This window comes from Leisingera aquimarina DSM 24565 (genome assembly GCF_000473165.1).
GTDB classification, from domain to species: domain Bacteria; phylum Pseudomonadota; class Alphaproteobacteria; order Rhodobacterales; family Rhodobacteraceae; genus Leisingera; species Leisingera aquimarina.
Genome location: NZ_KI421504.1, coordinates 3,043,381 through 3,066,760, shown reverse-complemented (window position 1 = coordinate 3,066,760; position 23,380 = coordinate 3,043,381). Strand labels below are relative to the sequence as shown.

The following is a 23,380-nucleotide window of genomic DNA, read 5'->3' as shown; positions in this document are numbered from 1 at the left end:
GCTTATTCTCCTGCCTGGGCGGCCAGCACCGGATCCACTTCCACACCCGGGCGGATTTTTTGCAAGCCTTCGACCACGACGGTTTCCCCGTTTGTCAGCCCGTCCAGCACGATGATGCCGGTGCCCTGCACATCGCCAGTGACGATATAGCGCTGCGCCACCTGGTTCTGATCGTCCACCACCAGCACAAACGGCCCCTGCTGATCACGCTGGATCGCAGCCTGGCTGATGATGATCCGGTCGACCGCCTCCTGCGACTGCAGGCCGACGGTCAGAAAAGCTCCGTCCAGGATCAGCCGGTGATCGTTTTGAAACTGCGCCCGCACGGTGACGGCGCCGGTGGCCGGATCAACCCGGTTGCCGGCAAAGGCGATCCGTCCTTTTTCCTCCAGCTCGGCGCCATTGGGCAGGACGACAAACACTTCCGGTGCGGTATCGGTATCGGACCGCTCAATACCCTCGGCCTGAAGCTCCTGTAAAATTTCGACGAACTGCTTTTCATTCAAAGAAAAGGAAACATAAACAGGTGCTTCGCGCACGATATTGACAAGGGCAGCACCGCTGGGGTTGACCACATCCCCGATGCTGACCTCGACACGCCCGACCCGGCCGGAAAAGGGTGCGTGAATCTCGGTATAGCTCAGGTCCAGTTCGGCCTGCTTGATGGCGGCCGCAGCGGCGCGGACCTGAGCCTCTGCCACCAGTTCATTGGCGCGGGAGGTATCGCGGTCGGCCTCAGGCACCGAACCGCGTTCGAACAGTTCCTGCTTGCGGGCCAGATCCAACGAGGCGAGCTCCAAATTGGCCTCAGCCTGGGCCAGTTCGGCACGGCGGCTTTCCAGAACGGCCTCATAAGCGCTGCGTTCGATGCGGAACAGCACGTCGCCCTTTTCCACCTCAGCGCCATCTTTGACCAGCACCTCTTCCAGGTAGCCATTGACCCGGGCCATGATGTTGGCCTTGTCGATCGCTTCACCGCGGCCGATGAAGGTCGAGGTGTCCTTGATCGGCTTAACCATTGCCTGCGACACCGAAACCTTTGGCGCAGCACCCTGCTGTGCAAACGCCGCATCTGCACTGGCCAAGCCTACCGCTGCAATTGCTGCAAGCCCGGTCCAGCCGGTCAGGCCCCTGTTCCAGAAACTCTTCATCCTTGAGCCTTTCAATTTGACAGAAATAATCCGAGCGGCCGGTTTTCCGGTGCACACTCTCGTTTTCAAAACATAACCCTATTGAATACTGCGCGGGCTGCTCTCTGCAAGCAACACACGTGCCGGCAACTCAATTCAGTTGCGAAAACCCGCCATTTGCCTGCCGCCCTCCGCAACGAAACCTTGCGCACAACGTGCAATTCAGGGAAACCGGAAGCAACTTGCCGGCCAATCCGGCACCGGCAGCTGCGACGCTACGAAAAAGAGGAAACTCCGATGAAAGTGAATGGCACCCATTACCGCTCCCTTTGGTGGGATCACGATCACGACGCGCTGCAGATCATTGACCAGCGCTGGCTGCCGCATGACTTCCGCGTCCAGCAGCTGAACACGCTGCAGGAGTTTGCCGATGCAATTGTTGAGATGCGGGTGCGCGGCGCGCCTCTGATCGGTGCGACCGCAGCTTATGGCATGGCCCTGGCGATGCGGCTGGATTCGTCGGATGCGGCGATGGATCAGGCCTGGAGCTTTCTCAACGCCACCCGCCCCACCGCCATCAACCTGCGCTGGGCGCTTGATCGTTGCCGCAACCACCTGCGGCCGCTGGCGGCAGGGGAACGCGCTGCCGCTGCGCTGGCACTGGCGCATGAGATCGCGGACGAAGATGTCCGGATCAACCGCGGCATTGGCGGGCACGGATTGGAACTGATCAAGAAAATCGCCGCGAAAAAGCCTGCGGGCGAGCCGGTCCGCCTGCTGACCCATTGCAACGCCGGCTGGATCGCCACCGTCGATTGGGGCACCGCCACCAGCCCGATGTACCAGGCGCATGACGCGGGCATCCCGATCCACGTCTGGGTCGATGAGACGCGTCCGCGCAACCAGGGTGCCCTGACCTCCTGGGAGCTGGGCAGCCACGGTATCAGACACAGCTATATCACTGACAATGCCGGCGGCCATTTGATGCAGCATAGCCAAGTGGATCTGGTGATTACCGGCACTGATCGCACTACCCGCCGCGGCGATGTTTGCAACAAGATCGGCACCTATCTGAAGGCGCTGGCAGCCAAAGACAACGGTGTGCCTTTCTACGTCGCCCTGCCCTCGCCGACCATCGATTGGACCGTCTCGGACGGGGTTAGCGAGATTCCGATCGAAGAACGCAGCGAACGTGAAATCACCCATATTCAAGGCAAGACAGAGGATGGCGCTATCGGCGTGGTTCAAGTCACCCCGGATGGCACACCTGGCGGCAACCCGGCCTTTGACGTGACCCCGAACCGGCTGGTCACCGGGCTGATCACCGAACGCGGGATCTGCGAAGCCTCCGAAGACGGCCTGGCCAGGCTGTTTCCGGAAATGGCCGCCGCCAGATCCGCTTGAGACCGGAGGATCCTGCGTGAAGCCTCCTTATGAAGACAGCCCCGAGCTGCGGCAGGCAGTGATCGCCACTTGCCTGGAAATGAATGCCATGGATATCAATCAGGGCACTTCCGGCAATATCTCGGTGCGCGCAGGCGGGATGATGCTGATCACCCCCTCCGGTGTGCCCTATGAAAAGATGGCGCCTAAGGATCTGGTGCAGATACCATTGGACGGCAGCCAGTTACCGGACGGCCAGTTGAAGCCTTCTACTGAATGGCCTTTTCATTTGGCCATCTTGCAGGCAAAGCCCTCTGTCAACGCAGTGGTTCACGCGCACCCTGTCTATTGCAATGCCTTGGCTATGAACCGTCAGGCAATCCCGGCCTGCCACTATATGGTCGCGGCCTTTGGCGGCTCAGATGTGCCGGTGGCAGAATATGCGCTGTTCGGCAGCCGGCAGCTGTCGGACAATATCACCCGGTCCTTGCAAAACCGCAGCGCTTGTCTGATGGCAAATCATGGTGCTGTCGCCACCGGCGAAAGCCTCCCGCGCGCACTCTGGCGCATGGGAGAATTGGAAGCATTGGCAAAAGGTTATGCGGCGAGCCTCACAATTGGCAAGCCACACATCTTGACTGAAACCGAAATGCAGGAGGTCACTGCCGCCTTTGCGGGCTACGGCCTGAAAGACAGCCGCTGATCAACCCCCAGCGCAAAACAAGAACAGTAAATGCTGCGGGCGGCCGTTTGTGGACGCGGATAGAAAAAACAAAGGCCTGCAGCAAGAACGCGCTGCAGGCCTTTGTTTTTATTGGTACCCAAGGCCGGACTCGAACCGGCACGCTGTCACCAGCGGGGGATTTTGAATCCCCTGCGTCTACCATTCCGCCACTTGGGCCACGTGCTGTTCCTAGCCAAGCCAGACGCCGAGGTCCAGAGGCAAAACGGAACTTTGCCGCCAAAAATCGAGCCCCGGTAAATTCAGCCGCAGCAAAGGTTGACGGAGAACGGTTCCCATGCCACCTCCTTTTGAATAACCCGTTGAGGACGCAGGGCGCTGAATGCTGAAACCGCTGTACAACCGGACGATGGCCTTGGCTGACCATCCCAAAGCGCTTTGGTGTTTGGCCGCTGTCGCCTTTGTCGAGAGTTCCGTGTTCCCGATCCCGCCGGATGTGCTGATGATCCCGATGATCCTGGCCCGTCCGTCCCGCGCCTGGCTGGTTGCGCTGGTGGCCTTGGCGGCCTCGGTCGCAGGCGGCGTGCTTGGCTATGCAATCGGTGCGTTCTTTTACGAAGGCATCGGCCAGCCGGTGCTGGAGGCGATGGGCAAAGGCGATGCCATGGCAGAATTCAACACCCGCTTTAACGATTTTGGCTTTTGGGCTGTGCTTGGCGCCGGCATCACACCGTTCCCCTATAAAGTGATAACCATTATGTCGGGCTGGACCGGAATGCCGATAGGTACTTTCATTGCCACTTCTATCCTTGCACGGGCACTGCGTTTTTTCATCGTCGCCGGGCTGCTCTGGAAATTCGGATCCCCAATTCGTGACTTTATAGAACGCCGCCTGGGCCTGGTTTTTACGGCCTTCATGGTTGTTCTGTTTGGCGGCTTCCTGCTGGTAAGGTTCATCTGACTATGCATCGATTTCTGATCCTCGTCGCGGCCAGCGGCTCTGCTGCGCTGCTGTTAGGGGCGCTGGGGTTCCAGTACATTGGCGAAATGCCGCCCTGTAAACTCTGCTATTGGCAGCGCTATCCGCATGCCGCCGCCGCCGGGATCGGCGTTTTGGCGCTGATCATTCCGGGGGCGCTGCTGCCTTATCTGGGTGCACTGGCGGCGCTGGCCACAGCAGGCGTTGGCGCCTTTCACACCGGTGTTGAACGAGGCTGGTGGGAAGGTCCGTCCACCTGCACGTCCGGTCCGATTGGCGGCCTGTCTCCGGATCAGCTGCTGGACCAGATCATGGCCGCACCGCTGGTGCAATGCGATCAGGTGCCTTGGGAAATGCTGTCACTGTCCATGGCCAGCTGGAATGCCCTTGCATCCTTTGGTCTGGCATTGCTTTGGGTCGCAGCCGCCAACCATACCCGCAAGCAGGGTTAATCTTGTGGAAAGTTGAGGTGCGGCAGCTAACCCATTGGTTATCCCGCAGCCTCTCCAGATATCAGCTGTCCTTTTTTGTGGCCAGCAGCAGATTTGTCTCGCTGCTCACAATCCCTTCAAAGGTGCGGATCTTGGCCAAAGCCGTGTCCAGGGTTTCCAGGGTCTCGGTGCCAAGCTCCACTATCAAATCCCAGCGCCCGTTGGTGGTGTGAATGGCCCGCACCTCTGGCAGCCCCTGCAGCTGCCGGGTGATCCGGCTGGTACCGCGGCCTTCGATGCCGATCAGCATCAGCCCACGGACCGGATCCCGCAGCACGTCTTCTTTCAGCACCACGGTAAAACCCAGAATATCCCCCCGCGCCTGCAGCCGCTCGATCCGTGCCCGCACTGTGGTGCGTGACAGGTTCAGCTCCAGCGCCAGATCCGACAGAGACGCCCGTGCGTTGTGCCGCAGGGCCGACACCAGCCGCTCATCCGTTTTGTCCATTACTCACCTCAAATCGATCAGTCACTGCCCTTTATGAACAAAATGTGTGCTGGAATCCATCGCATATCGGAGGTTTCTAGTATGAAAGCAGATTTTTTGAGAGGCCAAAATGGTGACATCGCAACATTGCATCCTTATTGGCGCCCCGGTGGACAGTGGTAAACGCCGGGCCGGCTGCCTTATGGGCCCCGACGCGTACCGCACTGCCGGGCTTGCCGCCGCGTTGGAAAGTCTTGGACATACGGTTGAGGACCTTGGAAACCTTGCTCCGGCGCCGCATACACCGGACAGCAACGATGGACTGGTTTTTGCCCGCAATGAAACAATCGGCTGGACCGCACGTCTGGCACGGGCGGCCGAAGACGCTCTTGAGGGAGGGCTTCCTGTTTTACTGGGCGGAGATCACTCCCTTTCGCTCGGTTCGGTCGCAGGTGCTGCGAATTATGCTGCCAAGGCCGGCCGGCCGCAGTTTGTTCTATGGCTGGACGCGCATACCGATTTCCACACACCGGAAACATCAGACAGCGGAAACCTGCATGGAACACCGGTGGGTTATTTCACTGGCCGCAAGGGGTTCGAGGGGTTTCCTGATGTCGCCAACCCGGTGCCCCAGGAGAATGTCTGCATGATCGGATTGCGATCTGTCGACACCCAGGAGCGGCTTGCCCTGGAAGGCAGCTCCATCCGCACCCATGACATGCGCCATATCGATGAGAATGGCATTGCAGGCCCGCTGAACCGGTTCCTGGAGCAAGTCGCCCAGGCCAATGGCATGTTGCATGTCTCGCTGGACGTGGACTTTCTGGACCCGTCCGTCGCCCCCGCGGTCGGCACAACAGTTCCCGGCGGTGCCACAGTGCGCGAAGCGCATCTGGTTTGTGAAATCCTGCATGACTCTGGACTGATGACCTCCTTGGATCTGGTGGAATTGAACCCTTTTCTGGATGAACGCGGACGCACAGCGCATTTGATGGTGGACCTCTGCGCCTCAGCCCTGGGCCGCCGCGTCTTTGACCGCCCGACGCGGAGCTACCAGTGACCAGCTTGCAAGCCCCCAATGCAGTGGTGATGGTCCGGCCGCACCACTTCCGTTCAAACCCGGAAACACAGGGCGACAACGCCTTTCAAACATTGGCAAATACCTCAACCGAAACCACCTCGGCCCAGGCACTGGCTGAATTCGACGGCGCGGTGGAAACTCTGCGCGGCGCAGGTGTCACTGTTCACCTGTTTGATGACACCACAACCGAGACGCCGGACAGTGTATTTCCGAACAACTGGTTTTCCACCCATGCCGGCGGGCATATCGCAATTTACCCAATGTTCGCGGGCAACCGGCGCAAGGAGCGGCGCTGGGACGTGATCGAACTGCTGAAGCGGGAGTATCGGGTACAGGATGTGATTGATTATTCCGGACTGGAACAGGACGAGCTGTCTCTGGAAGGCACCGGCGCCATGGTGCTCGACCATATCGGCCGCATTGCCTACGCGGTGAAATCCAACCGCGCGGACCCCGTGCTGCTGGAACGGTTTTGCACCCATTTCAACTTTGAACCCATGGTGTTCGAAGCCAAAGATGAAGCTGGCCGCGACGTTTATCACACCAATGTATTGATGGGGATCGGCACCGAATACGCGTTGATCTGCCTCGATATGATCGTTGATCCCGCGCGCCGTTCCGAAGTTGCCGCGCGGCTGGAGGAGACCGGCCGCCGCGTGATTGATCTGACCCAGGATCAGATCACCAACTTCGCAGGAAACGCGCTGGAACTCACTGGCAAGAAACGTATTCTTGCACTTTCTGCCAAAGCACTGGACGCACTCCGTCCGGACCAGATTGCAGAAATAGAAAAAAGCGCAGAGCCGCTCCCTCTGACCATTCCGACCATCGAAACCGCAGGCGGGTCGGTGCGCTGCATGCTGGCAGGCATCCACCTCAGCCCCCGTGAAAGGACTTCCGCATGACACAGCCTTCGGAAAAAGCATTGGTGCCATTTGTCAGCGTCGATAACATGATGCGCCTCGTTCATCACATCGGCATCGAGCAAATTTTGCGCGATCTGGCAGGTTATGTCGAAGACGACTTCAAACGCTGGGAACTGTTCGACAAAACCCCGCGCGTTGCCAGCCATTCGGATGTCGGTGTGATTGAACTGATGCCGACCTCTGACGGCGAGGCCTATGGCTTCAAATATGTGAACGGCCATCCCAAGAACACATCCGAAGGCTTGCAGACTGTCACCGCCTTCGGCCTGCTGGCAGATGTCTACACCGGCTACCCAGTGCTGCTGACCGAGATGACCATGCTGACCGCTCTGCGCACCGCAGCGACCTCAGCAATGGCTGCCAAGTATTTGGCACCAAAAGGATCAACCACGATGGCAATGATCGGAAACGGAGCCCAGTCGGAATTCCAGACACTGGCGATGAAAGCCATCATCGGCCTGAAATCCGTGCGTCTTTATGACAAAGACACGGCCGCGACTGCAAAATGCGCCCGGAACCTTGAAGGTCTAGGGATTGAGGTTGTGTCCTGTAAAACGCCGGAAGAGGCGATTGAAGGTGCCCAGATCCTTACGACCTGCACTGCGGACAAGCAAAACGCCACCATCCTGACCGACAACATGGTCGGCAGCGGCGTGCACATCAACGCGATTGGCGGTGACTGCCCGGGCAAGACGGAATTGGCAGCCGGTATCCTCAGCCGCTCTGACGTCTTTGTCGAATACCCGCCGCAAACCCGGATCGAAGGCGAAATCCAGCAAATGCCGGAAGACTTTGCCGTCACCGAACTGTGGGAAGTGATTTCAGGCCAGAAACAGGGCCGCACCGGTGACCGGCAGATTACGCTGTTCGACAGCGTCGGCTTCGCCATCGAGGATTTTTCTGCTCTCCGTTACATCCGCGACCGCATCAAAGGCACGGACTATTTCATTGATCTGGACATGCTCGCAGATCCGGACGATCCGCGCGATCTGTTTGGTATGCTTCAGCGCGCAAAAAGCTGATCCCATGCAAAGGCGGCCCGCTCAACTGAGGCCGCCGGCACCTCCGGCCTTTCCGTTTGACCGTCGCAATCTGCGGCTCGTGCTAGCAGCGCTCAAGGGGATCTGAGCGTCTGCCCCCGCCAGGGACAAGCACACAGGCGGAGAGGCCGGAAACCTTATTCTGCAGTCACTTAAAGAGCTTTCCTCAACAGGAGCTTTTCTCAGGCGTCCAGCTCAGTATCCCAATAGAGGAAATCCATCCAGCTATCATGCAGATGGTTGGGTGGGAATTTGCGCCCGGTGTTGCGCAGCTCTTCTGCGCCTGGACGGCGCGGCGGTTTGCGCAAGGACATGCCAGCCCGGTGCAAAGACTTAGACCCTTTCTTGAGATTGCAGGGGCTGCAAGCCGCCACCACGTTCTCCCAGCTTGTCACCCCGCCGGCCGCACGCGGCACAACATGGTCAAAGGTCAGCTCGCCCTTGCTGCCGCAGTACTGGCAGTGGAATTCGTCCCTCAAAAACAAATTAAAGCGCGTGAAGGCCACGCGCTTTTGAGGTTTCACATAATCTTTCAGCACCACCACAGAGGGTATTCGGATCTCGGTACTCGGACTGTGCACCACTTCGTCATACTCAGCCACAATCGCCACGCGGTCGAGCCAGGCCGCCTTGACCGCGTCCTGCCAGGACCACAAGGACAACGGGTAATAGGATAATGGCCGGTAGTCTGCATTCAGCACCAGCGCCGGGTGCTGTTTCAGCGCCCCTGGAGATCTGACAAACTCTGCTCTGAAATCGCCATCCATTGTGAACGTCTTCCTCGCCCTGATCTTCCGTTTCCCGGAACCAGAGCGGGGAACCCGCCCCAGCTTTCATTTGACTATATCTCGTGGTTAGCGCCTGACAAGCCCTGATGATCCACAATATCTCGGGATCTGGCTAAGCTGATTCTATGACAATGCGGTGAAAGTTATCCACAGGCCTGCCTGGCGTTCGCTCTTGCCCTGTCTGATTGGCCCGCCTATTGCCGTGCCATGACCCGTCTGATCCGCTTCAACAAACCTTATGATGTGCTGCCCCAGTTTACCGACCGCGGCAGTCAGGGCAGCCCCCGTGCCACGCTGAGCAATTTCATTGACTGCCCCGGTGTTTATGCTGCAGGCCGTCTTGACCGGGACAGCGAAGGACTGATGCTGCTGACAAACAACGGCCGGCTGCAGTCCTGGATCACCGACCCGAAACATAAGATGGACAAAACCTATTGGGTCCAGGTCGAGGGCGCACCTGACGCCGATGCTCTTACGTTGCTTTCAGAAGGTATTGAACTCAAGGACGGAATGACTCTGCCAGCCAAAGTCCGGCTGATGGATGAGCCGCCGGGCCTTTGGGCCCGCACACCGCCTGTCCGGGTGCGCAAGACCGTCCCCGACAGTTGGATCGAACTGACAATCCGCGAGGGCCGCAACCGGCAGGTAAGGCGGATGACAGCTGCGGCCGGACACCCGACGCTGCGCCTGATCCGCTATAGCATCGGCGCTTGGACACTGGACGGGCTGGGCCAAGGTGCGTGGGACGATCTTGAGGCCCCAAGGGTCCCAGGACCGCCCAAACCCTCGCAAAAACCACCCCGCAGGCCCAAGGCATCTGCGAACCGGAACCCGGCAAGTGACAGGCCGCGGCGGCGCTGATATTCTGTCAGCATGCCGCCGCAAGCCCCTGCCCCCAAAGCCATTCTGGAAACTGCGCTCTATGTCGATGATCTGGACGCGGCGGAAGAATTCTACGGCCGGATCCTGGGACTTGAGCGGATTCAACGGATCGGTGACAGGCACGTCTTCTTTCGTTGCGGAACTTCGGTATTGCTGATTTTCAACGCTCAGGAAACCATAAAGCCACCTGGCAATCCGCGTTTGCCAGTACCGCCGCATGGCAGCCGCGGCCCTGGGCATGTATGTTTTGCACAGCCGCGGGCAGACCTGCTTTTGATGCGCGGCCGTCTGGTGGCATCAGGGGTTGAAATAGAGGCTGAGTTCGACTGGCCCAGCGGAGCACGCTCCCTCTACTTCCGCGATCCCGCAGGAAACTCGATTGAAATCGCCGAGCCGCAGCTCTGGACTTTCTGAATTGCCTGCCGCGCGCCGGAAAATTCAAATTTTCCGGCCAAAATTCTTGCCAAGAATTTTGCGGGTCCGTCGGGTCCGACCCGGGACGCCTCATCTTTGATCGGTCAGCGCTGGGGCGGTAAGTCTTTGATCCGGCCTTACAATCCCAGCTTATCGCGCATAAAGGCCAAGGCTACGCTTAGGCCATCCGGTGCGATGCCATGGCCTGTGCCCTTTTGGATATGGGCAAAGACATCCTGGAAACCGGCCTCCTGCAAAGCTTCCGCCGCTTCCGGCAAGGATTGCACCGGCACCACGTCGTCCTGATCTCCGTGCACCAGCAGGATCGGCATCTTGGACACGGCTTCGTCCTTGAGCAACTCAGGCGCCAGCAGACGGCCTGAAAAGGCAACAATGCCAGCCACCGCGTCTTCGCGCCGCGGCGCTATTTGCAGGCTCATCATTGTGCCCTGGCTGAACCCGAACAGCACCACCTGTTCCGGCAGCACGTCCTCGTCCACCATCAGCGCATTCAGGAAGGCATTCAGATCTTCTTCGGCCGCCTGCATGCCGCGCATGCTTTCCTCTTCCGAGGAGCCGTCAATCCAGGGAATCGGAAACCACTGATACCCCATCGGGGCGCCGGCACAGGCCTCTGGCGCGTCAGGCGCGACAAACAGCGTATCCGGCAAATGTTCAGCCAAAGGGTCCGCCAGCCCCAGCAGGTCGGCGCCATTGGCGCCATAGCCATGCAGGAACACCACAATCGAGCGGATATCGCCGGAGACCGGTTCTTTACGGCCGGCATTCAGTACACGAGTCATCGGATCCCTTCCCTGTCCTTCGCCACCCGGTAATAGGCCCAGAGAATGCGCGCCGCAACCGATCGCCAGGGCGACCAGTCTTCGGCCATTTGCCGCATCTCGCGGTCCTTTGGGCGGGCGGGCAGTTCAAACAGCACCCTTGCGGCCTCCTGCAGGGCCAAATCACCGTGGGCAAAGACATCGGCCCGGCCCAGCGAAAACATCGCATAAATCTCAGCCGTCCAAACGCCGATCCCCGGGACCTCGACCAGACGCGCAATCACTTCCGCGTCCGGAACGTCCCGCAAGGATTTGAAATCAATGCGTGCCTCTGCCAGCGCACGGGCATAGCGGATCTTCTGGCGGCTAAGACCTGCTGCACGCAGATCCTCATCCGTGGCCCACAAAATCTTACGCGGCCCGGTAAGCTTGGCCGCCTTCATCCGCGCCCAGATCGCCTTGGCGGAGGCCACACTCACCTGCTGGCTTACAATTGCGCTCAACAGCTCGGCAAACCCGTCGGGCCTACGGCGCAACGGCAATCGGCCGGTCAGTTTCAAAGCATCATCAAACCGGCTGTCATGCGCCGCAAGCCATTCGGCGCCCTCACTCACGCAAGCGTCGCATTGGATAATCCGTCCCACCCCCGGCAGGAATGTCTGTCCATCTGACGCCACGTTACCCCCCGATTAATGGCGGTTGAAAGAAACCGTGATCGCAGGGCCTGACCCGCTGGCTTGCTCCTGCACATATTCACAGCTACGCATCCCACATGACTATGAGCATGACCACCCCCAGCGACGCGGTCGCCAAGAAAAACGTCGCCATCCTGGTGCTGGCCCAGGCGATCCTCGGCGCCCAGATGCCGATGATCTTCATCGTTGGCGGCCTGGCCGGGCAGTCGCTGGCATCAAACCCCTGCTTTGCCACCTTGCCGATCTCGCTGATCGTGGCCGGGTCGATGTTGGCCGCCACCCCGGTCTCAGCCGTCATGCAGCGCTGGGGCCGCCGGGCGGGTTTTTTCGCAGGGGCGGCCTTTGGCGCCTTGGGCGGGCTGGTCGGGGCTTATGGGTTGTACCTTGGCTCCTTTCCGATCTTTCTGATCGGCAGCCTGCTGACCGGCGTCTATATGAGCGCGCATGGATTCTACCGCTTTGCAGCAGCCGACACGGCGTCCGAAGCGTTCCGCCCCAAGGCGATCTCCTATGTTATGGCAGGCGGGCTTGCGGCCGCCATCATCGGCCCGCAAATTGTGAAGGCCACCAGCCAAGCCTTTGTTATTCCGTTCTTCGGCACCTATCTGGCAGTGATTACCGTGAACGTGGTGGGGGCCGCGCTGTTCCTGTTTCTGGACATACCCAAACCGCCAGCCCTCAGTGCTGACAGCCCCAAAGGCCGCAGCCGGATGGAGTTGCTGAAGACCCCGGTCATTGCCGTCGCAGTGATTTGTGCAATGGTTTCTTACGCGTTGATGAACCTGGTGATGACTTCCACGCCGCTCGCCGTGGTCGGCTGCGGTTTCACCGAAGGCTACGCTGCCGATGTTGTTACCTCCCACGTTCTGGCGATGTATGTGCCGTCCTTCTTCACCGGTCATCTGATCGCCCGCTTCGGTGTGGAAAAGATCGTGGCGGCGGGTCTGGTTATCCTTGCCGCTGCGGGCGCAGTCGCCTTGCAGGGTGTGGAGATTGAGAACTTTTTCATCGCGCTGGTGCTCTTGGGCGTGGGCTGGAACTTTGGCTTTATCGGTGCCACCACAATGCTGGCCGGTGCCCACGAAAGCCATGAGCGCGGCCGGATGCAGGGGCTGAACGACTTTCTGGTCTTTGGCGGGGTCACCATGGCGTCGCTGGCTTCGGGCGGGCTGATGAACTGCTCGGGCGGCAACCCGGCCGACGGCTGGAGCGCCGTGAACATGGCCATGGCGCCCTTCCTGGTGCTGGCCGGCGGCGCGCTGATGTGGCTGGTGATGCGCCCTAAAGAAGCCTGACGTCCCATCGTAAAATCCTGACTTCCCCCCGTGAAAAAAAGAAAGGCGCCCAAACAGGCGCCTTTTTCTTTGATTTCTATCTACCAGCGGCCAGAGACCGCACGCCGCATCAGGCCCGTTCTTCGCCGGAATTCGCTTTGCCCCAATGCGCCTTGCGCCACCCGCTCCGGCTGTTGTTCCGCTTGTTTCAGAATGGCCTCTGCCTGCCAGCCCGCCAGCAACGCCCTCCCTGCCGGTTTCGAAACCGCACTGCGGTCTGAACGGGCTTTATTCAGCTTCCACAATCCTTTACGCGCCAAAGTTTGCACACCTTCCAAGGTGCCATCCAGCAGCGGAATCCGCTTTTGTGCTTCCAGCTCCGGAATGGCGCGCAACCAATTGGCAATGCCCGCTCCATAGGCGAAGTCCCTTACCACGGCTTCATCCGCCTGACCTAGTGACGCTGCCGCCATCCACATCAGCGATCCGCTGGTGCGATCAATGTAGCTATCAAATTCAGCTTCATCAGCAAAGGGATCCTTGTATATATCCCAACGCCGCGCCTCTGCCATGCCGTCGATGCAGGCAGCCAGTTCCGGCTTCAGCAGCCGTCCCAATGGCGTGGCCGCATAGTGGCGGCGGACAGACCCCCCTTCGGCAATCTCGGCGCCTGCATCGCGCCACCATTGCACCCGCATTTCGGCAATCATACTCTCCTGGCTGGCCCACGGTGCCCGAGCCAGTTCGATATTGAAGGCATAGAGCGCAAACAGCAGCGGCCGCGCCTGAACCGGCGCAGCCATCGTGGCCAAAAACCGGTCCGGGTCGCTTTTCTGGACCAGCTCGGCGCAGGCCTTCAGATCAGCATCAAACGTCATCCGCCTGCCCGGCCCCGCCGTCATGGATCAGCTTCCAGCGGATCGCGTCAAGCAGAGCTTCAAACGACGCATCAATTATGTTCGGGCTGACGCCAACCGTGGACCACCGATGGCCCTGGCTGTCCTCGCTGTCGATGATAACCCGTGTCACCGCCTCGGTGCCGCCTTGAGTGATCCGCACCTTAAAATCGACCAGCCGCATATCTTCCAGCTGAGCGGAATAGCGCCCCAGGTCCTTGCTCAATGCCCGCGCCAGTGCGTTCACCGGGCCACGGTCGCTGCCGGTGTCATCAAGGGATTCACTGACAGACAGCCGCTTTTCGCCATCGACTTTAACCACAACAACCGCTTCAGAAAGGCTGACCATCCGATTGTATTTGTTCTTGCGCCGCTCGACGGTGACTTTGTAGCGCTTGACCTCAAAGAACTCAGGCAATTGCCCCAGCTCCTTGCGCGCCAGCAGCTCAAACGACGCCTGTGCGGTGTCATACGAGTAGCCTTCCGCCTCACGCGCCTTGATCCGTTCCAGAATCCTCGCCAGCGCCGGATTGCCTGCCTCGACACTCAGGCCCGCATCGGTCAATCGCTTGCGCAGGTTCGACTGCCCGGCCTGGTTCGACATCGGTATAACCCGTGCGTTGCCAACCTTGCCCGGCACAATGTGTTCATAGGTCGATGGATCCTTGAGGATCGCGCTGGCGTGCAGCCCCGCCTTATGGGCAAAGGCCGAGGCTCCCACATAAGCCGCCTGCCGCACCGGAACCCGGTTCAGGATATCGTCCAGCATCCGGCTGATCCGGGTTAGGCCTTCCAGGGCTTCGTGGCTTACACCAGTTTCAAACTGACTGGCATAGGGTTCTTTCAACAGCAGGGTCGGGATCAGCGCGGTCAGATTGGCATTGCCGCAGCGTTCCCCCAAGCCATTCAGCGTGCCTTGGATTTGCCGCGCTCCAGATTCCACCGCTGCAAGCGAGCAAGCGACGGAATTTTCCGTGTCATTATGGGTATGTATGCCCAGTTTCTCACCGGGAATTCCGGCGGCAACAACCTCTGAAACGATTTGTTTCACTTCGGATGGCAGCGCGCCGCCATTGGTGTCGCACAGCACCACCCAGCGCGCGCCGGCCTCCAGCGCAGCCCGGCAAGCATCCAGCGCATAACCGGGGTTATCCTTGTAGCCGTCGAAGAAATGCTCTGCATCAAACAGCGCCTCGCGCCCCTGCGCCACGATATGGGCGACCGAGGCACGGATGTTTTCCAGGTTCTCTTCCTGCGTGATCCCCAGCGCATGGGTTACATGGTAGTCATGGCTTTTACCGACCAAACACACCGCTGGCGTGCCGGCATTCATCACCGCCGCCAGAACATCGTCGTTTTCCGCTGATCGTCCTGCCCGCTTGGTCATTCCAAACGCAGTCATCGTGGCGCGTGTATCAGGCGCTTCATTGAAAAACGCGCTGTCGGTCGGGTTTGCGCCTGGCCATCCGCCTTCGATGTAATCGATGCCCAGGCCGTCAAGCGCCTGGGCGATCTGCTTTTTTTCTGCGGTGGAGAATTGCACCCCCTGGGTCTGCTGCCCGTCCCGCAATGTGGTGTCGTAGAGATAGAGGCGTTCTTTTGCCATCACAGCCCCTCCAGCTTGTCCGGGTCAAAACCGGCACCTGGCACCAGCTCGACACCTGCTTTGCTCATCCTTACTTCCAAACCCGCTTCAACAAATACCGCCTTCAGCCGGTCAACCTCAGAAAAATTCTTCGTTTCCATAGCCTTCTGACGCGCTTTGAACAGAGTTTCTTCATAACCGGAGAAATCCGCTGACGGTCCAGCAGCCCATGCACCCATCTCTGCTGTCAGCAGCCCCAGCAAATTGGCAGACGCCAGCAGGCCGGCTGCGTCACCAGCCGCCGCCAGTTTGTGCAGCTCCGCGATGACGCCAGCGGTATTTAGGTCATCCGCCAGAGCCGCCAGAACCGCGGCAGCAGCGCTGGACGCGGGTTCGATGCCCGCGGTCAGCGCCCGCCACTTGCGCAGCGTCGCCTCGGCCTCTTTGGCCTTCTTGTCGGTCCAGTCCATCGGCTTGCGGTAATGGGTCTGCAGGAACACCAGCCGGATCACCTCGCCCGGATAGCCCTTGTCCAGAAGGTCGCGCACGGTGAAGAAGTTGCCCAGGCTCTTGGACATCTTCTTGCCCTCGACCTGCAGCATCTCGTTGTGCAGCCAGTATTTTGCAAAACTATCGTCGCCATTGGCGCAGCAGCTTTGCGCAATTTCATTCTCATGGTGCGGGAACATCAGATCATTGCCGCCGCCGTGAATGTCGAAGGTCTCGCCCAGCAGTTCATACGACATTACCGAGCATTCAATGTGCCAGCCCGGCCTTCCGCGGCCCCAGGGGCTGTCCCAGCCTGGCAGCTCATCGCTGGACGGTTTCCACAGTACAAAATCCATCGGGTTTTTCTTGTAGGGCGCCACCTCGACCCGGGCGCCCGCGATCATGTCGTCCACCGACCGGCCCGACAGTTTGCCATAGAGCTCTTTCCAGCTGTCGACAGCAAACAGCACATGGCCTTCAGCTGCATAGGCGTGGCCCTTGGCGATCAAATCCTCGATCATCGCCACCATCTGCGGGATATACTGGGTCGCACGCGGCATGTGGTTGGGCTCCAGCGCGCCCAACTCCCCCATATCATCCAAAAACCACTGCGTGGTCTCAGCTGTGATATCCCCGATCTGGCGTCCGCTTTCGGCGGCGCGTGCGTTGATTTTGTCATCCACGTCGGTGAAGTTTCGGGCGTAAGTCACGTGATGCGCGCCATAAACTTCGCGCAACAGACGATAGAGCACATCAAATACCACCACTGGGCGCGCATTGCCCAGATGCGCCCGGTCATAGACCGTAGGACCGCAGACATACATCCGCACATTGCTGGCGTCGATCGGCTCAAAGACCTCTTTCTTGCGGGTCTTCGTATTCTGCAGCTTGATCTCTGTATCCATGGTTCCCATGCCCGGTTCCTTTTCTATGCCCAGCCTCAAACGGCCGGCACCACCCGTTGCGCGCAGCGCGGGCTTAGCAACTTGTCAGAGAAATGAAAACGACAGAAACCAGCCCGCTGATGTGTCAGCAGGTAATGCAGCAGATAGTGGTGGTGCATTTTTGGTTCATGCAGGCTGCTTAGCACGGGACATTCAGCCCGCCAAGTCTTTTGCCGCAAACGGCAACGGCCGCCCGGTCCGTCTTGGGGCCGGACCGGGCGGCCAAGGGCGTGGCGGAACAGGAGTGCCGCGCCCGTAACTTGGCAAGCTTAGAACTTGAAGGACGCGCGCAGCGATACCGATGTGGCATCCGCCCCCACGCCCGAGTTGCCGAACTGGTCGAACTCATGCTCAAGCACTTCGCCGCCGATTTGCCACTGGTCGGTCACCTGGTAGGCAATGCCGACACCGTAGAATTCGCCGGTTTCGCTGCCCAGCGAGCTGTCGGCTTCGGCCACGCCGCCGGTCACATAAGCCAATACGTTGCCGAAGTCATAGCCGGCCTTCACCTTGGCACGGGCAACCGAGTCGACAGTCGCACCGCCGCCCAGGTCCAGGTCGGTTGCATCATATTCCAGTTCGCCGCCCAGTACGAAACGGCCGAAATCATGGTTGTAGCCGCCGTGGATACCATAAGCGGTATCGTCACCAGTGGCGCCGTTGCTGGCGTCTGCATCCAGCTGGCCGACCTGGCCACCCAGATAGAAACCGGTCCAGTCGCCGCCATCGTTGGCCACCGGAACAGGCGCCGGAGCCGGAGCGGGTTCAATTACCGGATCACTTACATTGCCGGCAAAGGCCGCACTGCCCATTACGGCGGCGATGGCTGTCATAGCTACGAAACGAGTCATTCAGACTTCTCCTTTTGCAGTCCCGGCGCAAGCTGTGCGCCGGTGACAGCTACAAAAGGGTTCTGCACAGGAACTTCCAGTGCTGTGGGGATCACGCCCGCTGAACTGGCAGTGACTGGCCGAAAGTCCCTGGAAACGTGCGTCTTTCCGCCGGAATCCGAAGGCAGGAAATTGCCAGGCCATTGAAAACCAGCCGCCCCGGTCCTAGAGGCAGCAGCCCTTTTGATTGCAGAGGAAACGGGTCAGAAACGGAACGCGGCAGTTACCGACAAGGTCTCTCCGCGCGGGCTGGCGCTGCCGTCCCTTGGTCCGGCCTCGTGGTGCAGAAACTCTCCGGTCACCTGCAGCGCGTGATTCAGCGAAACCCGCATACCCAGGCCGATCAGCGGTCCTTGGCGCGATCCGCTGGATGTTTCCGCCTGCACCCCGCCCAGGGTGACAAACCCGGTTGCCGGGCCAAAGTCATAACCGGCGTGCAACCGCAACTGACGGGTCTCTTCCGCTTGCACCGCTTGGGTTAAAAGGCCGGACTGCTCCATCGTGACGGAGCCGGACAGAATCATTCCACCCAGCTGCCGACCATACGCAAACTGAAAGGACCGCGCCGCGCCTCCTTCGCCTCCAGATTCGGTAGAAGCCTCGCCCACAGGGCCAGGCAGCATTGTGCGCCATTCTTCAGCGGCAGATGTCTGAGCAATCAGAGCCGCCGCCGCAAATACTGCGGCTAGGGAGCATCTGTGTCTGGCCTTTTTAACCATCGGCATGTGGCTGTGCCTTTTTGAAATGCGCTGCTTCAGCGCTCCATCCCCAGGGTATCCAGTGTAGCCATTAATGCTTAACATTTGGTTCCCGAACTCACATTGCCAACAATGAAACACCCCGTGAAGCGTTAAAAATGGAGATTACAGCATTAAAAATAGAGACATTTAGGAAAAAGCTTGCGGCTTCTCAGACTTCACGGCGCCCTCCACTCAAATGAAAAACATGTCGTTTTTTTCACCAGGGTCGCTATTGTGCTAGAAACGACGCAAAAGCGTGCCAAGTTGCAGGGAACTGAACAGGAGTCCGCATGCAGGGTGAACGCTGCCATGTCAGCCTTATTTGCCGCACCATAGGTGCGGCGCGAGGCCGTGCGGCAAGGGGCAGGCCGCAGTGAGTTGACGTTTCAACACTTCAACTCACCTCTCCTGAAAGGCTCACAGAATGAACGATCAAGCCTCCCCATCCCGCGCTGCCCGTAGCGGCGGGCGCAACGCGCGGCGCGCGGCCCGCGCTGCAGCACTGCCGGAACACTTGCGCCCGGTCCGCCCCGGCATGGAATCCACTGCGCTGAAGTTGCTCAGCCAGGCAGACATGGAAAAAATCCATGAGGCCGCCCTGACGGCGCTGGAAGAAATCGGTCTCGCCGACGCGCCGCAAAGCGGCATCGATTACCTGACTTCTGCCGGCTGCGTGCTGGGCGATGACGGCCGCATCCGGTTCCCGCGCGCGCTGGTCGAAGACACTATCGCCAAGGCAAACCGCTCCGTCACCCTTTTCAGCCGTGACGGACAGACCGACCTGCAGCTGTCTGGCGGCCGTGTGCACTACGGTACCGCCGGGGCCGCGGTTAGCGTGGTAGACGTCCACGGCAAGGAATACCGCGATTCAACTGTGCAGGATCTGCATGACGCTGCGCGCATCTGTGATCAGCTGGACAATATCCACTTCGTCCAACGTCCCATGGTATGCCGCGACATCCCCGACAACCTTGAGATGGACCTGAACTCCATCTATGCGACCACCGCAGGCACGACCAAACATGTCGGCGTCTCTTTTAGCGAACCGGGTTTCGTGAAACCGGGATTGGAACTGCTGCACATGATTGCGGGCGGCGAAGACAAGTGGCGCGAGCGGCCTTTTGTGTCGAACTCTAACTGCTTTGTGGTGCCTCCCATGAAGTTTGCCACCGAATCCTGTGAAGTGATGGAGGAATGCATCAAAGGCGGCATGCCGGTGCTGCTGCTGTCAGCGGGCATGGCCGGGGCAACCGCCCCTTCGTCCATCGCCGGAGCCATCACCCAGGCGGTTGCAGAATGTCTCGCCGGCCTGGTTTATGTTAACGCTGTAAGTCCCGGCGCACCCGCTATTTTCGGCACCTGGCCCTTTGGTCTTGATCTGCGTACCGGTGCGATGTCCGTGGGCTCCGGCGAACAGGCGTTGCTGACTGCAGGCTGTGCTCAGATGCATAAATTTTACAACCTGCCGGGCGGCGCCGCGGCTGGCGCATCGGATTCCAAACTGCCGGATATGCAGGCCGGCTGGGAGCAGATGTGCTCTGCGGTTATGGCGGGACTTTCCGGCCTTAACATGGCCTATGAAGCTGCCGGAATGCACGCGTCGCTGCTGGGGTTCTGCCTTGAATCGCTGATCTTGGACAACGATCTGCTCGGCCAGGCCCAGAGATGCGTCCGCGGCATTGAGGTGAACGATGAAACCCTCGCGCTGGACCAGATGCGCGCCACTTGCATGGGCGGGCCGGGCCATTATCTGGGTACCGATCAAACCCTCAGCCGGATGCAGGTCGATTATGTTTATCCGGACCTGGGCGACCGGACGTCTCCCAAGGAATGGGTGGAACTTGAAAAACCTGATCTGATTGAAAAGGCCATTGCCAAGAAGGAGAAGATCTTGTCCCAGCGCGCATCCGCACGGTTTGATGCCGCAACCGACATGGCAATCCGCCAGGCATTCAACATCCATCTTCCGGCTTAACCGAACATTCCAGACGCGTTGACACGGGCCGGAATTTTCCGGCCCGGTTTTTGTGGCCGGCACAGAAGCAGAGCATCTGGTTCAAGAATTTTGGGCGTATTCCTGCCTCTCAGCTAACCCAGCCTGTAAGTTAAGAAAATTTTCACGAAACGCTTCCGTGGCACCTAATGAGATGATAACCTTTTATTAATACGAGACATATTGCAGGAACCCTTCCTTGAAACGGTGTTCAACCTGCAAAAACACCCCTGTGTTTGAGCAAAACGAATTTGCATAATTGCAAGGGTGATTGCATCCAGTCCGACGTTTTGCGGGTGGATTTTGCGAAATTGCAAGGTGAATGGGATTTCAATCTCGTTTGCGCGCGGCTGCACTTCTGCAAAGTGGGGGCATGGGATCACCTGATAACCCCCATAGAACGCCGTTACGATTTTTTAAAATTAACCATCAGATGAACTTCTGTCGAAATTCTTTAAGTTTCCGGCACCCAGACCGCCCGCCTAATTAGCACTTTCGGATCCTAAATTGCTGGCGCCTATCGCATTTAACCCCGCCAGCCTTTGCGGAACTCGCAGAGCATAGCAGCGTTGTGGAAATGCATTTTATAAATGCATAAATGCAGCGCAGGAGCAGTGCCCCGCGCTGCTTGGCATGCTTAGAAAAATGCCTGCAATCCGGTCTGAGCGCGGCCCAGGATCAAGGCATGCACATCGTGGGTGCCCTCATAGGTGTTCACTGTCTCCAGATTGACCATGTGGCGAATGACATTGAACTCTAGGCTGATACCATTGCCGCCGTGCATATCCCGCGCCATACGGGCGATATCCAGCGCCTTGCCGCAGTTGTTGCGTTTGATGATCGAGATCATTTCCGGAGCAGCGTTGGCTGCGTCCATCAAACGGCCAACCTGCAATGACGCCTGCAAACCCAATGTGATTTCCGTCTGCATATTTGCCAGTTTCAGCTGAAACAACTGAGTATTGGCAAGGGGACGCCCGAACTGGATGCGATCCAAGCCATATTGCCGGGCAGCGTGCCAGCAAGCCTCAGCCGCGCCCATTGCGCCCCAGCTGATGCCATAACGCGCGCGGTTCAAACAGCCGAACGGCCCTTTGAGCCCCTGAACATGCGGCAACAGCGCATCCTCGCCGACTTCAACACCGTCCATCACGATCTCACCGGTGACTGACGCCCGCAGGCTTGCCTTGTTTTCAATTTTTGGCGCGCTGAGACCCTTAAGGCCCTTGTCCAGCACAAAGCCACGGATCTTGCCCCCATGGGCTTCGGACTTTGCCCAGACCACAAAGACATCAGCGATCGGTGCGTTGGATATCCACATCTTGGAGCCCGTAAGCCTGTACCCGCCCTCGGTTCTTTCAGCGCGGGTTTTCATACCGGCAGGGTCGGAACCGGCATCCGGCTCGGTCAGGCCAAAGCACCCAATCCACTCGCCGGTGGCAAGCTTGGGCAAGTATTTCCGGCGTTGTTCCTCGCTTCCGTAAGCATAAATCGGATACATCACCAGCGAACTTTGCACCGACATCATTGAGCGGTAACCGCTGTCGACACGCTCCACCTCGCGGGCGACCAGACCATAGGACACATAGCCGCCGCCTAGGCCTCCGTATTCTTCCGGGATGGTCGTGCCAAGAAGGCCCATCTCACCCATCTCGCGGAAAATCTCCGGATCTGTTTCCTCGTTTTCATAAGCACTTAGAACGCGCGGCTGAAGTTTTTCCTGGGCGTAGGCGCGGGCCGAGGCGGTGATCATCCGTTCGTCTTCGGTCAGTTGCTCCTCCAACCGCAACGGGTCTTCCCAATTGAAACGGCCCAGATCCGGGGCATCCTTGGCGCGCAGGGCGGGTTTGTCTGTCATCTTGTCACCTCAGTGGTTCGCGATTTGCCCAAACCCTAACGGGAGGTGAATGGAAAAAACAGCGAGACTTTCGCAGAAAACCATGACAAACACTCATACATGTCAGTACCCAGAAAATTCCTGCCCTCGATCTCCTCCCTGCGCGCACTGGAGGCACTGGACCGCCTTGGCAGCGCTTCCGCGGCTGCAGATGAATTGGCGTTGACACAAGGGGCTGTCAGCCGCCAGTTGCAGACGCTTGAAAAGCAATTGGGCATGGAGCTGGTACAACGCGACCAGAAACGGCTTGCCCTGACCACGGAAGCGCAGGACTACGCCGCAGAAATCCGGCAAGCCCTGAATCAGATCGTTCAATCCACCCTTCGCCTGCAGGCCGCACCACTGGCCGGGTCGCTGAATCTGGCCATTCTTCCGGCCTTCGGAATGCGCTGGCTGATGCCGCGGCTGCCGGAATTTGCCCGGCTGCACCCGGACGTGACCATCAATATGGCCACCCGGCTGGAGCCATTCAACTTTGCCACAGAACCATTTGATGCGGCGATACATTTCGGAGATGCATCCTGGCCTGGAACGCAGTCGCTTCTGCTGAAGCATGAACAATTGCTGCCAGTCTGTGCGCCTGAACTTCTCGACGGCAGAACGGTTACTGAACTCAAGGGCATTCTAAAGCTGCCACTGCTTCATATCCAAACCCGCACAACCGCCTGGCGTGATTGGTTTGGACAGCACGGGATCGTGGCCGGCGAAGAGCTGAGCGGCACGATATATGATCAATTCGCAACCATCACTCAGGCTGCACTACATGGTTTGGGCGTCGCTTTAATGCCGGATTATCTGGTGGAGCAGGATCTGGCGACCGGGCGTCTTCTGGCGTTGCATCCGGAACCGGTGGAGACCGAAGGCGCCTATTATCTGGTCTGGCCCGAGCGGAAAACAAACGCGCCCGCGTTACAAAAATTCCGCGGCTGGCTGGCCGGGAAAGCACAGCCCGAGGACCCGCTGCCCCGGTGA

Annotated in this window: 23 protein-coding genes and 1 tRNA gene; 12 read left to right on the top strand and 12 right to left on the bottom strand. The window is 59.1% G+C overall.

Features of this window, described 5'->3' with window-relative positions; translation table 11 throughout:
* Positions 1-2 precede the first annotated feature (2 nt).
* Complete coding sequence (locus AQUI_RS0119285; protein ID WP_035920096.1) at positions 3-1,151, bottom strand: efflux RND transporter periplasmic adaptor subunit; 1,149 nt, start codon at positions 1,149-1,151, stop codon at positions 3-5.
* Positions 1,152-1,427: 276 nt separating this feature from the next.
* Between AQUI_RS0119285 and mtnA the strand changes: the two genes are divergently transcribed.
* Positions 1,428-2,534 carry an S-methyl-5-thioribose-1-phosphate isomerase gene (gene mtnA / locus AQUI_RS0119280; protein ID WP_027258965.1) on the top strand — a complete coding sequence of 369 codons (1,107 nt, stop codon included), beginning with the start codon at positions 1,428-1,430 and terminating at the stop codon, positions 2,532-2,534.
* Positions 2,535-2,550: 16 nt separating this feature from the next.
* Positions 2,551-3,216, top strand: a complete 666-nt coding sequence (locus AQUI_RS0119275) for a class II aldolase/adducin family protein (protein WP_027258964.1) — start codon at positions 2,551-2,553, stop codon at positions 3,214-3,216.
* A 112-nt stretch (positions 3,217-3,328) separates the two neighbouring features.
* Here AQUI_RS0119275 and AQUI_RS0119270 read toward each other — a convergent pair.
* Positions 3,329-3,414, bottom strand: a tRNA-Leu gene (locus tag AQUI_RS0119270).
* 163 nt (positions 3,415-3,577) lie between these two features.
* Between AQUI_RS0119270 and AQUI_RS0119265 the strand changes: the two genes are divergently transcribed.
* Positions 3,578-4,156 carry a YqaA family protein gene (locus tag AQUI_RS0119265; RefSeq protein WP_027258963.1) on the top strand — a complete coding sequence of 193 codons (579 nt, stop codon included), beginning with the start codon at positions 3,578-3,580 and terminating at the stop codon, positions 4,154-4,156.
* A 2-nt stretch (positions 4,157-4,158) separates the two neighbouring features.
* Positions 4,159-4,626, top strand: a complete 468-nt coding sequence (locus AQUI_RS0119260; protein ID WP_027258962.1) for a disulfide bond formation protein B — start codon at positions 4,159-4,161, stop codon at positions 4,624-4,626.
* A 61-nt stretch (positions 4,627-4,687) separates the two neighbouring features.
* Here AQUI_RS0119260 and AQUI_RS0119255 read toward each other — a convergent pair whose 3' ends face one another.
* Entirely contained in the window at positions 4,688-5,113 is a 426-nt protein-coding gene (locus AQUI_RS0119255; protein ID WP_027258961.1) for an Lrp/AsnC family transcriptional regulator, read from the bottom strand.
* Positions 5,114-5,225: 112 nt separating this feature from the next.
* Here AQUI_RS0119255 and rocF point away from each other — a divergent pair, with 112 nt between their 5' ends.
* From rocF to AQUI_RS0119240, 3 genes are read left to right on the top strand one after another with little or no spacing between them, the layout of a single operon-like run.
* Positions 5,226-6,152 carry an arginase gene (gene rocF / locus AQUI_RS0119250; protein WP_027258960.1) on the top strand — a complete coding sequence of 309 codons (927 nt, stop codon included), beginning with the start codon at positions 5,226-5,228 and terminating at the stop codon, positions 6,150-6,152.
* Positions 6,149-7,078 (top strand): citrulline utilization hydrolase CtlX, encoded by a 930-nt coding sequence (gene ctlX, locus AQUI_RS0119245; RefSeq protein WP_027258959.1) that lies wholly within the window; start codon positions 6,149-6,151, stop codon positions 7,076-7,078. The genes rocF and ctlX overlap by 4 nt, the downstream gene beginning before the upstream one ends.
* Positions 7,075-8,121, top strand: coding sequence for an ornithine cyclodeaminase (locus tag AQUI_RS0119240; RefSeq protein ID WP_027258958.1), 1,047 nt, complete (start codon positions 7,075-7,077; stop codon positions 8,119-8,121). The genes ctlX and AQUI_RS0119240 overlap by 4 nt, the downstream gene beginning before the upstream one ends.
* A gap of 200 nt (positions 8,122-8,321) precedes the next feature.
* On the opposite strand, the gene AQUI_RS0119235 is transcribed toward AQUI_RS0119240, so the two are convergent.
* The gene (locus AQUI_RS0119235) at positions 8,322-8,906 is read right to left on the bottom strand and encodes an HNH endonuclease (protein WP_027258957.1); all 585 of its coding nucleotides are present in this window, start codon (positions 8,904-8,906) and stop codon (positions 8,322-8,324) included.
* A 228-nt stretch (positions 8,907-9,134) separates the two neighbouring features.
* Here AQUI_RS0119235 and AQUI_RS0119230 point away from each other — a divergent pair, with 228 nt between their 5' ends.
* Positions 9,135-9,788 carry a pseudouridine synthase gene (locus AQUI_RS0119230; RefSeq protein ID WP_027258956.1) on the top strand — a complete coding sequence of 218 codons (654 nt, stop codon included), beginning with the start codon at positions 9,135-9,137 and terminating at the stop codon, positions 9,786-9,788.
* Between the two features lie 12 nt (positions 9,789-9,800).
* Complete coding sequence (locus tag AQUI_RS0119225) at positions 9,801-10,223, top strand: VOC family protein (RefSeq protein WP_027258955.1); 423 nt, start codon at positions 9,801-9,803, stop codon at positions 10,221-10,223.
* Between the two features lie 137 nt (positions 10,224-10,360).
* Here the strand turns inward: AQUI_RS0119225 and AQUI_RS0119220 are convergent, their stop codons facing one another.
* Entirely contained in the window at positions 10,361-11,026 is a 666-nt protein-coding gene (locus tag AQUI_RS0119220; RefSeq protein WP_027258954.1) for an alpha/beta hydrolase, read from the bottom strand.
* A complete protein-coding gene (locus AQUI_RS0119215) occupies positions 11,023-11,682 on the bottom strand; it encodes a DNA-3-methyladenine glycosylase family protein (protein WP_245596949.1) in 660 nt (219 codons plus the stop codon). The genes AQUI_RS0119220 and AQUI_RS0119215 overlap by 4 nt, the downstream gene beginning before the upstream one ends.
* 95 nt (positions 11,683-11,777) lie before the next feature.
* On the opposite strand from AQUI_RS0119215, the gene AQUI_RS0119210 reads away from it, so the two are divergent.
* Positions 11,778-12,995: an MFS transporter gene (locus AQUI_RS0119210; protein WP_027258952.1), complete on the top strand. Its 1,218-nt coding sequence runs from the start codon at positions 11,778-11,780 to the stop codon at positions 12,993-12,995.
* 80 nt (positions 12,996-13,075) lie between these two features.
* On the opposite strand, the gene AQUI_RS0119205 is transcribed toward AQUI_RS0119210, so the two are convergent.
* The 5 genes from AQUI_RS0119205 to AQUI_RS32050 form a co-directional block, all read right to left on the bottom strand.
* On the bottom strand, positions 13,076-13,852 hold the full coding sequence (locus tag AQUI_RS0119205; protein ID WP_027258951.1) for a squalene/phytoene synthase family protein: 777 nt from the start codon (positions 13,850-13,852) through the stop codon (positions 13,076-13,078).
* The gene (gene cimA, locus AQUI_RS0119200) at positions 13,842-15,476 is read right to left on the bottom strand and encodes a citramalate synthase (RefSeq protein ID WP_027258950.1); all 1,635 of its coding nucleotides are present in this window, start codon (positions 15,474-15,476) and stop codon (positions 13,842-13,844) included. Before cimA ends, AQUI_RS0119205 begins: the two co-directional genes overlap by 11 nt.
* Positions 15,476-16,858, bottom strand: a complete 1,383-nt coding sequence (cysS, locus tag AQUI_RS0119195) for a cysteine--tRNA ligase (protein WP_027258949.1) — start codon at positions 16,856-16,858, stop codon at positions 15,476-15,478. The genes cimA and cysS overlap by 1 nt, the downstream gene beginning before the upstream one ends.
* A 299-nt stretch (positions 16,859-17,157) precedes the next feature.
* Positions 17,158-17,739 carry an outer membrane protein gene (locus AQUI_RS0119185; protein ID WP_027258948.1) on the bottom strand — a complete coding sequence of 194 codons (582 nt, stop codon included), beginning with the start codon at positions 17,737-17,739 and terminating at the stop codon, positions 17,158-17,160.
* Between the two features lie 242 nt (positions 17,740-17,981).
* Entirely contained in the window at positions 17,982-18,302 is a 321-nt protein-coding gene (locus tag AQUI_RS32050) for a hypothetical protein (protein ID WP_245596948.1), read from the bottom strand.
* A gap of 640 nt (positions 18,303-18,942) precedes the next feature.
* Here AQUI_RS32050 and AQUI_RS0119175 point away from each other — a divergent pair.
* The gene (locus AQUI_RS0119175) at positions 18,943-20,493 is read left to right on the top strand and encodes a trimethylamine methyltransferase family protein (RefSeq protein WP_027258946.1); all 1,551 of its coding nucleotides are present in this window, start codon (positions 18,943-18,945) and stop codon (positions 20,491-20,493) included.
* 655 nt (positions 20,494-21,148) lie between these two features.
* Here AQUI_RS0119175 and AQUI_RS0119170 read toward each other — a convergent pair.
* Positions 21,149-22,369 (bottom strand): acyl-CoA dehydrogenase, encoded by a 1,221-nt coding sequence (locus AQUI_RS0119170; RefSeq protein ID WP_027258945.1) that lies wholly within the window; start codon positions 22,367-22,369, stop codon positions 21,149-21,151.
* A 99-nt stretch (positions 22,370-22,468) separates the two neighbouring features.
* On the opposite strand from AQUI_RS0119170, the gene AQUI_RS0119165 reads away from it, so the two are divergent.
* Positions 22,469-23,380: a LysR family transcriptional regulator gene (locus AQUI_RS0119165; RefSeq protein ID WP_027258944.1), complete on the top strand. Its 912-nt coding sequence runs from the start codon at positions 22,469-22,471 to the stop codon at positions 23,378-23,380.